At 32.9% G+C, this 12,630-nt stretch carries 13 protein-coding genes and 1 CRISPR repeat array; of the genes, 3 read left to right on the forward strand and 10 right to left on the reverse strand.

The window, feature by feature from the left end; translation table 11 throughout:
* Positions 1 to 190: 190 nt before the first annotated feature.
* The gene (gene tlp, locus FG390_RS08885) at positions 191 to 424 is read right to left on the reverse strand and encodes a small acid-soluble spore protein Tlp (protein WP_141190701.1); all 234 of its coding nucleotides are present in this window, start codon (positions 422 to 424) and stop codon (positions 191 to 193) included.
* Between the two features lie 335 nt (positions 425 to 759).
* Here tlp and FG390_RS08890 point away from each other — a divergent pair, with 335 nt between their 5' ends.
* Positions 760 to 1,326, forward strand: a complete 567-nt coding sequence (locus FG390_RS08890) for a YdhK family protein (RefSeq protein ID WP_373681545.1) — start codon at positions 760 to 762, stop codon at positions 1,324 to 1,326.
* Positions 1,327 to 1,407: 81 nt separating this feature from the next.
* On the opposite strand, the gene FG390_RS08895 is transcribed toward FG390_RS08890, so the two are convergent.
* From FG390_RS08895 to FG390_RS08915, 6 genes are all read right to left on the reverse strand, one after another.
* Complete coding sequence (locus FG390_RS08895; RefSeq protein WP_141190703.1) at positions 1,408 to 2,052, reverse strand: hypothetical protein; 645 nt, start codon at positions 2,050 to 2,052, stop codon at positions 1,408 to 1,410.
* Positions 2,045 to 2,677 (reverse strand): ABC transporter ATP-binding protein, encoded by a 633-nt coding sequence (locus tag FG390_RS08900; protein WP_141190704.1) that lies wholly within the window; start codon positions 2,675 to 2,677, stop codon positions 2,045 to 2,047. The genes FG390_RS08895 and FG390_RS08900 overlap by 8 nt, the downstream gene beginning before the upstream one ends.
* 111 nt (positions 2,678 to 2,788) lie before the next feature.
* A complete protein-coding gene (locus FG390_RS08905; protein ID WP_141190705.1) occupies positions 2,789 to 3,421 on the reverse strand; it encodes a DUF2705 family protein in 633 nt (210 codons plus the stop codon).
* Positions 3,418 to 4,152, reverse strand: a complete 735-nt coding sequence (locus FG390_RS08910; protein WP_141190706.1) for a WxPxxD family membrane protein — start codon at positions 4,150 to 4,152, stop codon at positions 3,418 to 3,420. Before FG390_RS08910 ends, FG390_RS08905 begins: the two co-directional genes overlap by 4 nt.
* Positions 4,142 to 4,276 (reverse strand): hypothetical protein, encoded by a 135-nt coding sequence (locus tag FG390_RS16050; RefSeq protein ID WP_258311632.1) that lies wholly within the window; start codon positions 4,274 to 4,276, stop codon positions 4,142 to 4,144. Before FG390_RS16050 ends, FG390_RS08910 begins: the two co-directional genes overlap by 11 nt.
* Positions 4,277 to 4,500: 224 nt before the next feature.
* Complete coding sequence (locus tag FG390_RS08915) at positions 4,501 to 5,082, reverse strand: DUF2712 domain-containing protein (RefSeq protein WP_141190707.1); 582 nt, start codon at positions 5,080 to 5,082, stop codon at positions 4,501 to 4,503.
* Positions 5,083 to 5,345: 263 nt separating this feature from the next.
* Between FG390_RS08915 and FG390_RS15765 the strand changes: the two genes are divergently transcribed.
* On the forward strand, positions 5,346 to 5,489 hold the full coding sequence (locus FG390_RS15765; protein WP_181406442.1) for a hypothetical protein: 144 nt from the start codon (positions 5,346 to 5,348) through the stop codon (positions 5,487 to 5,489).
* 559 nt (positions 5,490 to 6,048) lie between these two features.
* On the opposite strand, the gene FG390_RS08920 is transcribed toward FG390_RS15765, so the two are convergent.
* Positions 6,049 to 7,362 carry a nucleobase:cation symporter-2 family protein gene (locus FG390_RS08920; protein WP_373681546.1) on the reverse strand — a complete coding sequence of 438 codons (1,314 nt, stop codon included), beginning with the start codon at positions 7,360 to 7,362 and terminating at the stop codon, positions 6,049 to 6,051.
* A 418-nt stretch (positions 7,363 to 7,780) separates the two neighbouring features.
* Here FG390_RS08920 and FG390_RS08925 point away from each other — a divergent pair, with 418 nt between their 5' ends.
* Complete coding sequence (locus tag FG390_RS08925) at positions 7,781 to 8,500, forward strand: EcsC family protein (RefSeq protein WP_141190709.1); 720 nt, start codon at positions 7,781 to 7,783, stop codon at positions 8,498 to 8,500.
* A gap of 625 nt (positions 8,501 to 9,125) precedes the next feature.
* Positions 9,126 to 11,149: a CRISPR direct-repeat array (repeat unit 30 nt; unit sequence ATTTACATTTCACAATACGTAGATTAATAC).
* 197 nt (positions 11,150 to 11,346) lie between these two features.
* Here the strand turns inward: FG390_RS08925 and cas2 are convergent.
* Complete coding sequence (gene cas2 / locus FG390_RS08930; RefSeq protein ID WP_141190710.1) at positions 11,347 to 11,625, reverse strand: CRISPR-associated endonuclease Cas2; 279 nt, start codon at positions 11,623 to 11,625, stop codon at positions 11,347 to 11,349.
* A gap of 2 nt (positions 11,626 to 11,627) precedes the next feature.
* Positions 11,628 to 12,620, reverse strand: a complete 993-nt coding sequence (gene cas1b / locus FG390_RS08935) for a type I-B CRISPR-associated endonuclease Cas1b (protein WP_141190711.1) — start codon at positions 12,618 to 12,620, stop codon at positions 11,628 to 11,630.
* Positions 12,621 to 12,630: the final 10 nt, after the last annotated feature.

Raw genomic sequence — 12,630 nt, forward strand, 5'->3', positions numbered from 1 at the left:
TTTTATCTTATTTATTATTTACTTTCTATACTACAAAGAGAAAAAAGATTTAAGTATATGTATTAAATAAAACCTCTCAGACGATGCCGATTGACAACGCCCGAGAGGTTTTTCATACATTATAAAAAAGCAGTATCATCATATTCGGATTCCTGCGTTAATGAGTGTCTTTAATTATTACCATCTTTCATCATTGATGTTTTTGGTAGGTTGCCTCATCTTTAATTTCTTCACGCAAACCTTCAATACTATCTTCGCGGCGTTGATTTTTTTCTTTGATTTGTTCTTTAACTTCCGCACTTATTTCATCACTATGGGCTTTAACATAATCATTGGCTTCATCTATGTTTTGCAAAGTATGGCCAATGTTATTTTCGATTCTTTCCACATTATCAGAACGATCATCAGGTTTTGGTTTTACCACTTTTCCATCCCTCCTTTGCAATAACTAGTATGCCACTGGAAAATAAGGTTATGTATGTCACCAGTCGTTTTATTCGCTTATCCAGTCACTTTGAAATTCTTGCTACTCTTAATAAACTAATAAATACTATCAAATCTTTAACATGTTCATTTTATTTTGATTTAATTTATTTTGATTAGAGTATACTCAACCTGGGTATAGTATAAATGCTACGTTGATATTTATTAATAATATCGTCTCTGTTAAATACTTCGCTAAAGTCAATACCTTCAATTCGTTTAGTCAGAGCTATAATATTATAAATGTATTTTGAAGGCACTTTGAAGGAGGACTCCATTATGACTAAGAAAAAATTAGTGACAGGAATGATGATTTCTTTGTTACTCATGTTTCTGCTGGCTATCTCTGCTTGTTCGAATAATCACAATCAAAATGGTTCTAATCATCAAACAAGTGAAAATTCACACTCACATTCGAGTTCAAGCGGTGTTGTGCCCAAAAACTTAAAATTAGCAAAGAATCCAAAGTATAAAGTGGGAAGCCAAGCCATCATTCAAGCAGATCATATGAAAGGGATGAAAGGAGCTACTGCTACTATTGTTGGTGCTTATAACACGACAGCTTATGCCGTATCTTATACGCCTACGACCGGTGGTGAAAGAGTGACGAATCATAAATGGGTCATTCAAGAAGAGATAAAAAATGCAGGCAACAAAACATTAGCACCTGGAACAAAAGTAACCATCGAAGCAGATCATATGAAAGGAATGAAAGGAGCCAAAGCCACCATCGATTCTTCTAAAAAAACGATCGTCTATATGGTGGATTACACACCAACAACTGGCGGAGAAATCGTCAGGAATCATAAATGGCTTGATGAAAGTGAATTATCATCGAAATAGAAAATATTTACATTCACAACTAGTGACCTAAAGTCATCATTTGAAAGACTTAGGTCGCTTAATTAATATTATTTAAATGATTTAACTTTTTATTTCTTTCAATATTATCTTTACTTTCTCTGCTTGGTGGTTTCCTTCATCTTTTTTGTCAACGTACAACTGAAATCCCTTTTTTAAATACAAAATATGTGAATGTGCTTTTTTCTTTTTATCCCATTGTATAGATTTATAACTTTCATTTTTATTATTCTTAATATCGATAAAAACATCCACAGGTATAGTGCTGTCAGTTAATATAATTTGATATTTACCTGAGGGTATTTCACTTCCAACAACATAATACCCTGATTCAGAAATGATATAATGGTCGTCCTCTTTTTTCAACCTTGAAAAACTTGATGGACTAAATTCTACCTTTCCCTTTCCAGTTATCCATATCTTATTATTATTCCAGTATGGTATGGCGTGCAGTGTATTATTTGCTTCCAATTCATCTCCGGAAACCACCAAATTACCTTCTATAACTTGTATATCATAATATCCTTGGTCAATGCCTTTACCTACAACATAGTTTCCTGATCCCAATATTTTTTGATGAGCTGGATTTCTTCCTTCAGTTCTTGTTAAACTGCTTACAGCAAATCGTTCAATAACATAATGGTAAGAAAATACTCCAATAAAAACAATGATAAGAAAAGCCGCTAAAATCTTTTTATTTCTACTCATGAATAACTTCTCCATGATCCATGTGTATAAATTCATCAGCTAAAATATCAAGATCTTGTTTATGATGACTTGTAAGGATAATGGTTGCTCCTCGTTCTTTTTCTTCCTGTATGATTCGATATACTTCTTGTACCCCATTCTCGTCTATGGCATTCGTTGGCTCATCAAGTAATAGAATGTCCGGTTTTTCAAAAATCGCTTGAGCAATGCTTAATCTTTGCTTCATTCCTAATGAAAATTTTCTTACCTTCAATTTATTATCAGGATTTAGACCCACTCGTCTAATTGCACTCTTAATATCTTCATCAGTCGCTATCTTTTTAATTTTAGATAACAACTTTAGGTTAGTAAACGCATCATACTGAGGCAATAAAGACGTATTCTCAATAATAACACCTATACTTGGAGGAAATTTATTTTCGCTATATATATCCTTCCCATCTATTTCAACCTTCCCAGCAGAGGGACGAAGAAGTCCTGCGACAGATCTAAGTAGCATTGTTTTTCCTGAGCCGTTCCTTCCATAAAGCCCATAAAAAACGCCATTTCTAAATTCTAATGTGATATTATTAAGAACATGTTGCTTTTTAATTTTTTTGCTTACACCCGTCACTATAATTTTCATTTGTTCTCCACCTCATCACAAAATATCCATTCTTTTTAATCTTAACCCAGCTACAATACATAAAATAAGTTCAAATCCGATTAACACTGACATCGCTAATGGAAAAGAAATCTAGTTTGCATGATTGTGCCATATATCGGTTCTTTTAATCATACTAAAATTTGAAATCAACAAATAAAGTAGAGAATAGCCTTTTCCTTCCTGTAAGATAATACCGCCAAAAATGATAGACCCCAGTATATATATATTAGTAACTAATAGAGCTACTGGTTCTGATAACCACAACTCAAGTGTGATTTGAAAACAAATTAATACAAATAATGTCATAATATATAACAAGAAACTTGTTATAAACATAGTTAAATTAATATGTACTGATTTCTGGTTCATATCTGAAAAATATCCAAATATAATAGATACCATAACTTGTATAAAACAATATAGAGTAATGAAAAAAAAGATATGACAAAAACGTTTTAATGGTATTTTTATTTTTCGTTTCTCTCTTATAAGTACATAGATGCCATGTCCAACTAGATATGATCTCATATATCCAATAAACGAAAAACTTATCGAAGCGAAAAAAAGATACCAAGTGGCTAAAAGGAGATATTTATAATGACCTTCTAATCCTCCTAAAATGACAAGTCCCGTCGTATCAATAGAGGCACTATCCCATTGATAATAACAAAATAGTTGTATAAAAATAACAATTAAAACAGCTATATAATATTCTCTTTTCATTTAGATTGCTCCAAACTAAAATCTTTTTTATCAATTAAGAACAAACCAATGATAAAGATTATAATAGCAATCATTCCCTCTCTTACAATGACAACCATAGATTGTGTATACGTGATTTTTCTAATAATTAGAAAATCCATTAAATTAACATCACCCGCAGGAGTCCATTTTAAACCGAAATAAATCATTCCAAATCCTAAAATAGCACAAAGAAAAAAGGTAAGAAAAAAAGCTAATCTCCATCCCCAAAAGTCTAAGATGATATAATATAATAGGCCAATCCAAAAATAAATACATATCATAGAAAAAATATTAAATAAACTGATAATTCCATAATTGTATTCTAAAAAATGAGCATGCTCTAACATGTAGTTACCTATTATATTTATTGAGATAATACATATGGAAAAGATACTTGCTGCTGATAATATTTGTAGACTTCTAGCAATATAAAATTGACTTCTATTTTTATATTTTAGTACAATCTCCGCATTTTCAGCATGAACGAAGTAAGGAATAAAAAGTAAAAAGGGAACAATGTAAAAAATAAAGAGATACTTAATCGAGAAGTAACCTGAATCACTTCTACTTGAATTATATATAAGCGAATCTAACAGATCAGCATTTTCATTATCCATTAACCAATAGGGATAATTAAACACAAGCCACAATATTAAGAAATACAACCAAGCTACTATTGCTGATTTCAATTTAATATATTTAGATTTCATCTGTCTTTACCTTATAAATATAACCAACTAGAATGATTAAACCAAATAAAAGCAAAGTTCGTAGAAGAGTTTTTAACATACCGTCAATATCAATTTCATTAAATGGTTGAAATATCATAGCCATAGACGTTAGACCACCAAGTATCTGAGAATACCAAATAAAAAAACTTAGAGGATAAGCATATTTTATTTCTGGAAAGCACCAGCATACAACAGTCGAAACACCGCTACACAAGGAAGCGTAAAAGCTAAAAAGGAGAATAATCTTATGTAATAACTTCTCATGCTCTCACCTCTTTAAAGCATCTTGTCGCTATAGCGGCAAGATGCTTTCTATTCTTTTTTCCTTTATCTTACGTGATAAGTATTATATTGACCTGGTAAAATATATCCGGTTTCTTCATCCCAATAGCCATAAACAGAATAAGTATGAGATGAATAATTATTATTTTCTGCTGTTAATTTTACATCTTCATTATTCGCTCCTGAATCGGCACGAACATAATAACTTCCACCAGAGGATGTACTTCCACTTCCAGCTTTCACATCTATAGCTGGTGAAACATTTGTATTATTTTTATTTTCTAACCAATACGTCGTAAGAGTCCCTGTTCCTTCTTCTGATTTATACATATGAACTTTCCAAGTGTTTCTAGTAGTAGTAGCTCTGGGTTGGGTCCCTGTATCGCTATTAGTCTGATCTGCTTTAATTGTAAATGAGAAGCTAATGTTATTGTCGTCATAAGCATAAGCTTTAAACGATCCTACTACACCTAGAGATAATACTAGAGTTAAAATAAAAAATAAAATCTTCTTTCTCTTTAATTTAACCATCTCCTTGTCATAAAAATATTTTTTTACTAGTTCTAGTGTACTGAGTTTTTTTAAAAAAATAAAGTATTGTTTTTCCTTTTCTGTAATTTTTGTCATAATAAACAAATATAGGAGATAATTATACTATCAAGGACTTTGAATTAGAGGACGGCTCATCTGTAAGTCTCTCTTCAACAGACAAAACAGATAATACTAGTCTTATAAGTACCCGTTCAGTAGATTTGTCTAATTATCGTAATGAAACAAAAGCGTATGGAGATAGACGTTATACTGCTACAGCCAAAACTTAAATCATTCGGAGTTACTGCATCAACCTTGGTATTAGTCAACTATTACTCAGTAGGCACATATTTCTAAAAATGCGTTTTGCTACTGTAGCAGGTACAAATGGTTCATATCTATCTGATGTAGATGCTTCATGTGAGGTTACTGATTGGAAAGCAGAAAAAGTAGGGTATGATATTAATGCGCAAGGTACTTATATGGAGATTGAACAAATTTAATTGAAGGGGCATTGTAAAAATATGAATATAACTATATCTCCTTTTTATTTTATCTTTGGAATAATAAAGCTAATTCTATTTATCGGATCTATTCCTGCAATTATTTATGCACTTTACTTATTGCGTAAGATTGCAAAGAAATAAATTTTTACTCCAAAGAACTAAGAAGAGGATAAAAAGAACGGTCCTGAACTTTCGGGATCGTTCTTCCTATTTGATCGAAGAATATATCATAATTAATCTTTGATAAACTAAAAGAACTATCCTAATTTCCAAGATAATTTTGAATATTGAATTTGATCGTCTTAATATTTAAAGAAACACAAAAGAGACTTTTTTGATTTAAATTTAATTTTTCTCTACAATTCCACAATTCAGTATTTACTAAGAAGAACAAAAAATTGACTCAGCAGAACATCTTAGAGTATGTGAAATTTTACATGTTTCACAATAGCTATTTCTATGAAAAAAAGAGGATCTATGCTCAATAGTGGACTTAGTATCTTCTCTTAATTAGGTGTGTTAAAAATAAATCATTTGTATTTAGATCTGAACCATCTTATTTTTCAGCATACATCGGTTCTGCGTATTCAGATGAATCTTTGGTGTCGACATGAACATCTTCAGATTTTTTTCCTAGTATGTTTAAAAATATATTTAAGATAATAGCCGTTAAACTTCCAGTGATGACACCATCGCTTACAATAATTTTTAAAGCAGCAGGCAACTTAGCAAATAAATCCGGAACGACCGTCACTCCTAATCCTAAGGCAAGAGAACAAGCGATAATTAATAAGTTACTTTGTTTTTCAAAATTGACCACACTGAGCATTTTAATTCCTGATGAAATAACCATTCCAAAGAGAACAACCATCGCTCCACCTAACACAGGTGCAGGAATAATGGTCGCAAAGGCTGCGATTTTCGGAACAAATCCAAGTAAAACAAGAATAAATCCAGATGCTACAACAACATTTGTTGATTTAACCTTGGATAATTGAACAAGTCCTACATTTTGAGCAAATGTATTATAAGGAAAAGCATTAAATAGTCCACCTAATATAATAGCTAAGCCTTCTGCGCGATATCCCTTTTTGAAATCTTCTTCTGTTAACTCACGATCACAAATTTTTCCTAAAGCCAAGAAGACGCCTGTAGATTCTATAATAACGACAATACAGACCAAAATCATCGTTAAAATCGGCCCAACTTCAAAGGTAGGTGCTCCAAAGTAAAATGGTTTTGGAATATGTAACCAAGAGGCCTCTGCTACATTTGACAGACTGACTTTCCCCATAAATGAAGCAGCGATAGTCCCTATGATAAGACCCATTAATACTGAAAGAGCACGAACAAATCCAGTAAAAAAGTGATTTAAGACTAGAATAAAAACGATGACGCCAAACGCAAGAAGTAAATTTGAAATTGAACCAAAATCCTTACTTCCCACTCCCCCTGCCATGTTTCGGATGGCCGATGGAACCAATGACAGACCGATTATCGTTACTACAGTCCCCGTTACAACAGGCGGAAAAAGCCTTAACATTTTTCCCAAATATTTTGAAAATACAACAATGAACAAGCCACCAGCAATAATGGATCCATATATCGCATTTATACCATATTGACTTCCAATTGAAATCATGGGTGTAAGAGCAACGAATGAACTACCTAATATAACCGGTAAACCGATACCGAAAAATCTATTATTCCAAGCTTGTAACAGAGTGGCAATCCCACATGTTAACAAATCAATACCAATCAAATAAGCTAATTGTTGTGCACTTAAGTGTAACGCCCCTCCAACGATAAGTGGAACTAGAATAGCACCCGCATACATAGCAAAGACATGTTGTAATCCTAGTGATGTCATCTTAAGTGGACCGATTTTCTTTTCCAAACAGCTCATCTCCGTTTCTTGTTTCTGTTCATCCGAGTGATAGATAATATCTATATATTTTATAATTAAATATTAAGATATTTCTATCATTAAATCATTAGTTAAAATAGCCAAAAATGTTAATGATATTTGGTACTTTAAATAATTCATTTGTCATTTTACCTCTAACCATGGAGAAAGCACTCTGAATGAACGAAATGAATTATACCTAAAAAAACGCTATATGCCTTTATATCAGCTTATTTTAATGTTGGTACTGGATACAAGCCTTTTTATTTAACCCAATTTTATGCTAAATAAAAATAAAATCGTGAAAAGACACTATAATCTTTGCCAAAATGAAACACTATGAAAGAGTTACACGTAAATAGGAAAAAAAGGAGTGTTTTTGTTGAATGACTATGAGGTAAAAGTCTATCAAGACATATTGAAATGGAAACGTCAGATGCTTAAACGCTCGGGATGGATTAATCGTATGTCGAAAAGGGTTCAAACGAAAGTTAATCAATTGGTTCCTGAAAAAGCTCATGTGATCATAACGAATGCAATCAAAGCTATGGTTCAAACAACATTAACAGGATCAAATCTGACGACGAAGAAAAACTTATCACGTGGATTGTCCCTAGCTGAAAGAGATCAAAAAGTGATCGAGAAAATATCCGCTTACCGTAAAACAGCCATGCTGGAAGGGGCGGGAACTGGCGCTGGAGGTTTATTATGGGGGTTAGCGGATTTTCCTCTTCTGCTTTCGATAAAAATGAAGTTCCTATTTACAACCGCCTCTATCTACGGATTTGACACGAACGCCTACGAAGAACGAATTTTTATTCTACAAATTTTCAAACTCGCCTTTTCAAGTGACCAGACAAGAGATGAAACCATGAACATCATCGAAAATTGGGAGGAACTTAAAAAGGATTATATGGACATGGATTGGAGAGAATTTCAACAAGAATACCGCGATTACATTGACTTTGCTAAGATGCTGCAGCTGTTACCTGGGATAGGAGCTGTCGTCGGTGCGTATGCGAATTACAACCTACTTGGTCAACTTGGAGAAACTGCAATGAATTGTTACCGCCTGAGATTGTTAACAACTTGTGCAATGTAAAGGAAACGATCCAGATGAAAATGTCTTTTCCTTATCCTCGAAAAATCGTCGTGATGTTTACTAATTAATTAGTTGTAAAATGCGGGTTGGTTTACAATCGGAAAATGTTTGTGAATAAAGCGTATGTTTAAAAGAGATGATTAACAAAGTAAAGTTAGTATATTATAGTAGTCCCGTAAAAGAGACACGTTTCCCGACCGAATGATGCACTACCAAGCTTTTCTTCTTTTGTGTCTCCGCATAAATACACCATCAGCGTATATAAATAATCCACCTTTTTCCTTCAGGAAGGGAAACTGCTCCTCACAGTTCATTCGCCAATTCTCGTCAGCTTAAGCCTGTGCTTTTCCCACACGCTTTACAATACTCCTAACCGTTGTATGACTAATATTGACAGCTGTCCATTCTTTTAAGATGCATACGATTTCACGGCAGCTGTTTCACTAGCCATTTCCTCAACCTTTACTCCGACTAAGGAACTAAGCCGTTGGTGCTTTCTTAGTTCTAGCCACTCCTTTTCTTTTTTGGTTAGAAAATATCTTCATATATCCTCGAGAAATATTTTACACATAGATACGTAGATTAAGATGGTTGTTGCGAGTCATGAGAACCTCGAGAAAGTTGGATTTATATTTCACAATACGTAGATTAATACTAAAATCGCTATAAAATGTGCTGCCATAGCACCAATATTTACATTTCACAATACGTAGATTAATACAATAAAAACCCCTCAATGCCAGTAGCATCAAGAGGTTATTTACATTTCACAATACGTAGATTAATACACAGGGAACTATCTTATCGATATATAAGATTAGGAAGGATTTACATTTCACAATACGTAGATTAATACGACAAATCAGCTAGAAAGATACTACTTACGCAATAAAGATTTACATTTCACAATACGTAGATTAATACAGGGAAAAAGGGTTCGGCTATAGTAGTCGGATATGGATTTACATTTCACAATACGTAGATTAATACAAAATTTTTGGAAACTCGCCTTAATCCTCGGTGGCAGATTTACATTTCACAATACGTAGATTAATACAACACAACGACTAGCAAGAGGATGGAGGAAAGGAAAATTTACATTTCACAATACGTAGATTAATACGGAGGTCGTCAAACAAATCCAGATGATCCAAATCGATTTACATTTCACAATACGTAGATTAATACGTGAAGAACGTGAAACGAGTGCAATTAAAGGTTTAAATTTACATTTCACAATACGTAGATTAATACAACACCACTCGTTAATACCTTACTTACCTCGTTAAAATTTACATTTCACAATACGTAGATTAATACCCATAACATCAAGCGTGCCTTTGATATCTTCCATCATTTACATTTCACAATACGTAGATTAATACGAAAGTCCCGTTAGCCGTACTGCTTTTTATTTGAATAAATTTACATTTCACAATACGTAGATTAATACACAGGTATACATAGAAATACACTATCTTCTTATCTAATTTACATTTCACAATACGTAGATTAATACTTTAACCTTCCTTTATGGCTTGCAGACTACTCTACCAGATTTACATTTCACAATACGTAGATTAATACGCCAAAGAATACTTTGTTGAATCATTAAAATTAGCTATTTACATTTCACAATACGTAGATTAATACACTGATCGGATCCAAAAGGAAACCGGCGCGGAATTAATTTACATTTCACAATACGTAGATTAATACAAAGTAGCACCGAATACGATAAGTAAAAAGTTAAAATTTACATTTCACAATACGTAGATTAATACCAATGCCTAAAAATATCGTGCCGATCATCTCCTTGGATTTACATTTCACAATACGTAGATTAATACAGCTTCGGAAATGGCGACTTTGCGACGTACTCACTTGAATTTACATTTCACAATACGTAGATTAATACGAAGGGATGCATGAGTACAGGAAGGAGCGAGGTTAAATTTACATTTCACAATACGTAGATTAATACGTCGGCTATTTTTATGCGGATGTGACGGGTGAGACTCATTTACATTTCACAATACGTAGATTAATACGGAGCGATGACGAGTCGGATGCTGTAGCGATTGCGGATTTACATTTCACAATACGTAGATTAATACGACACGAAAGTCGATTATCTTAACGAGGTCAAACATAATTTACATTTCACAATACGTAGATTAATACTAGGTTTTCGTTTGTTTTACCGATACGGACTCCTGCATTTACATTTCACAATACGTAGATTAATACCGCCATGTTCAATGTTGCTTCTTCATCCATGTTTTGTATTTACATTTCACAATACGTAGATTAATACGTATGTACCGCAAAGTATCTCAAGGCATCCATACAGATTTACATTTCACAATACGTAGATTAATACCTTTGATGCTTGAACCTGCTTAAAAGACATTCCCAGATTTACATTTCACAATACGTAGATTAATACATATAATTTCGTTGATACATTATAAGTGTTTAACAGATTTACATTTCACAATACGTAGATTAATACCAGGGCAATTATCATGACGACCTTTCAGATATTTCTTAATTTACATTTCACAATACGTAGATTAATACATCAACTTTTCTCATAAGATCATAAATGTCAGTAAAATTTACATTTCACAATACGTAGATTAATACAGACCCCTTATAAAACCTATATACATCATAGCCTAAAAGGTCCATTTCTGTCGATCTCAATTTTTATAAACTATTTAAGAATGTTAAGTGCCTTTTATTTTTATAAATTCAATTCAAATTGCTTTAATATCAATGGGTTATTAATTTCTGTCGATCCACGGACATTTTTACATTACCTTAAGTCGACAGATGTACGCTCAAAAGAAATTTGATGTTTTTTCGTCTTCCATACCCCAGAAACTTTTTTCCAACCATTTTTCCTGTCTACTCGAAAAGACAACCACTGAATCCATTTCTGGTCGGATAAATTGTTTAAGTTCTAATCTGAGTTGTTCTAATAAAGGCGGTGTAATTTCACCTTCAAACACTGACTTTTGAACATTTGTTAGATACCTTTTACAAATTTTGAATACATTACGCAAAACCTTTGCACCATTACCATCAGTTGAAATATCGTATACTAATATAATATACATCGTTACCACCACATTTTAAAACTTTCATAGCTTTTATCGTTAGTCACGTGTTTAATTAACTTATAACATTCTAAACGAATTAACCTTCGATAAGACACTTTTCGTTTTAAATCCCGATGTGTAATGGTTTCTTTCATACGTTCATCAAATGCTTGTAATATACGTTTTCGACCACTCTCTTTCAAATAGTAATAATTCGATTCTTTTTTGAAATCTTTTTCTGTAATTTCTCGTTTATTCAGCAGCGAAAAAATGATTCGATCCGCAATAAGTGGTTTGAAAATTTCAGAGATGTCTAGGCATAACGAGAATCTTCTCGTTCCTGCACTATGTAAATAACTGACGGTCGGATCAAGTTGAGTCACATATATTTCTGATAGACAGCTACTATAGACTAATGAGTTAAGATAGGAGATCAACGTATTAATCATATTATCTGGTGGATGTTTGACACGCTTAGTAAAGTCTATTTTCTGATTAACAATCGTATTCCACGCGCTATAGTACTGCTTTCTAACATTTCCTTCAATCCCTAGTAATTCTTGCACACTCTTAGCGCGGTCAATCTCTTTTTGCAACTTTTTCATTTCAACGATTTGTTTTTCAACATCTTTTCCCCGTTGACGATAATACCTCAAATTTCGCATCATATTATAACAACCACCATTTACAAATTCTCGCGCTAAAACGGTGCGTTTATCTTGATCAGTATAATGATCAACTTGATTTACTAGTAAATGCCCAGAAACATTGGTTTCGCGGGGACAATAACTCCCTGTGTAGAAACCATAATAGTTGAAGAAATGAACAGGTATACTTAATTGTCCAAGATAATTTAAACATTTTGTATTGACATCTACTTCTCCAAACAAAAAAATATCTCTTGTCATCTCGATTTTCAAATCTTTAAACTTGCCATCTGGAGCGGTTAAACGCACGACATTATCCTTTCTTTTTAGAACACCATTTGAAAACAGATAGTAGCTCTCAGGCATATCATAACAC

Origin of the sequence: Terrilactibacillus laevilacticus, from assembly GCF_006517395.1 — a bacterium.
Classification (GTDB): domain Bacteria; phylum Bacillota; class Bacilli; order Bacillales; family Sporolactobacillaceae; genus Terrilactibacillus; species Terrilactibacillus laevilacticus.

Excerpts from the sequence above, each read along its gene's own strand:
- FG390_RS08895 (WP_141190703.1), bottom strand. The coding sequence starts at position 2,052 with ATGAGTAGAAATAAAAAGATTTTAGCGGCTTTTCTTATCATTGTTTTT.
- FG390_RS08900 (WP_141190704.1), bottom strand. The coding sequence starts at position 2,677 with ATGAAAATTATAGTGACGGGTGTAAGCAAAAAAATTAAAAAGCAACAT.
- FG390_RS08905 (WP_141190705.1), bottom strand. The coding sequence starts at position 3,421 with ATGAAAAGAGAATATTATATAGCTGTTTTAATTGTTATTTTTATACAA.
- FG390_RS08910 (WP_141190706.1), bottom strand. The coding sequence starts at position 4,152 with ATGAAATCTAAATATATTAAATTGAAATCAGCAATAGTAGCTTGGTTG.
- FG390_RS16050 (WP_258311632.1), bottom strand. The coding sequence starts at position 4,276 with ATGGCTATGATATTTCAACCATTTAATGAAATTGATATTGACGGTATG.
- FG390_RS08915 (WP_141190707.1), bottom strand. The coding sequence starts at position 5,082 with ATGACAAAAATTACAGAAAAGGAAAAACAATACTTTATTTTTTTAAAA.
- FG390_RS15765 (WP_181406442.1), top strand. The coding sequence starts at position 5,346 with ATGCGTTTTGCTACTGTAGCAGGTACAAATGGTTCATATCTATCTGAT.
- FG390_RS08920 (WP_373681546.1), bottom strand. The coding sequence starts at position 7,362 with ATGACATCACTAGGATTACAACATGTCTTTGCTATGTATGCGGGTGCT.
- cas2 (WP_141190710.1), bottom strand. The coding sequence starts at position 11,625 with ATGTATATTATATTAGTATACGATATTTCAACTGATGGTAATGGTGCA.
- cas1b (WP_141190711.1), bottom strand. The coding sequence starts at position 12,620 with ATGCCTGAGAGCTACTATCTGTTTTCAAATGGTGTTCTAAAAAGAAAG.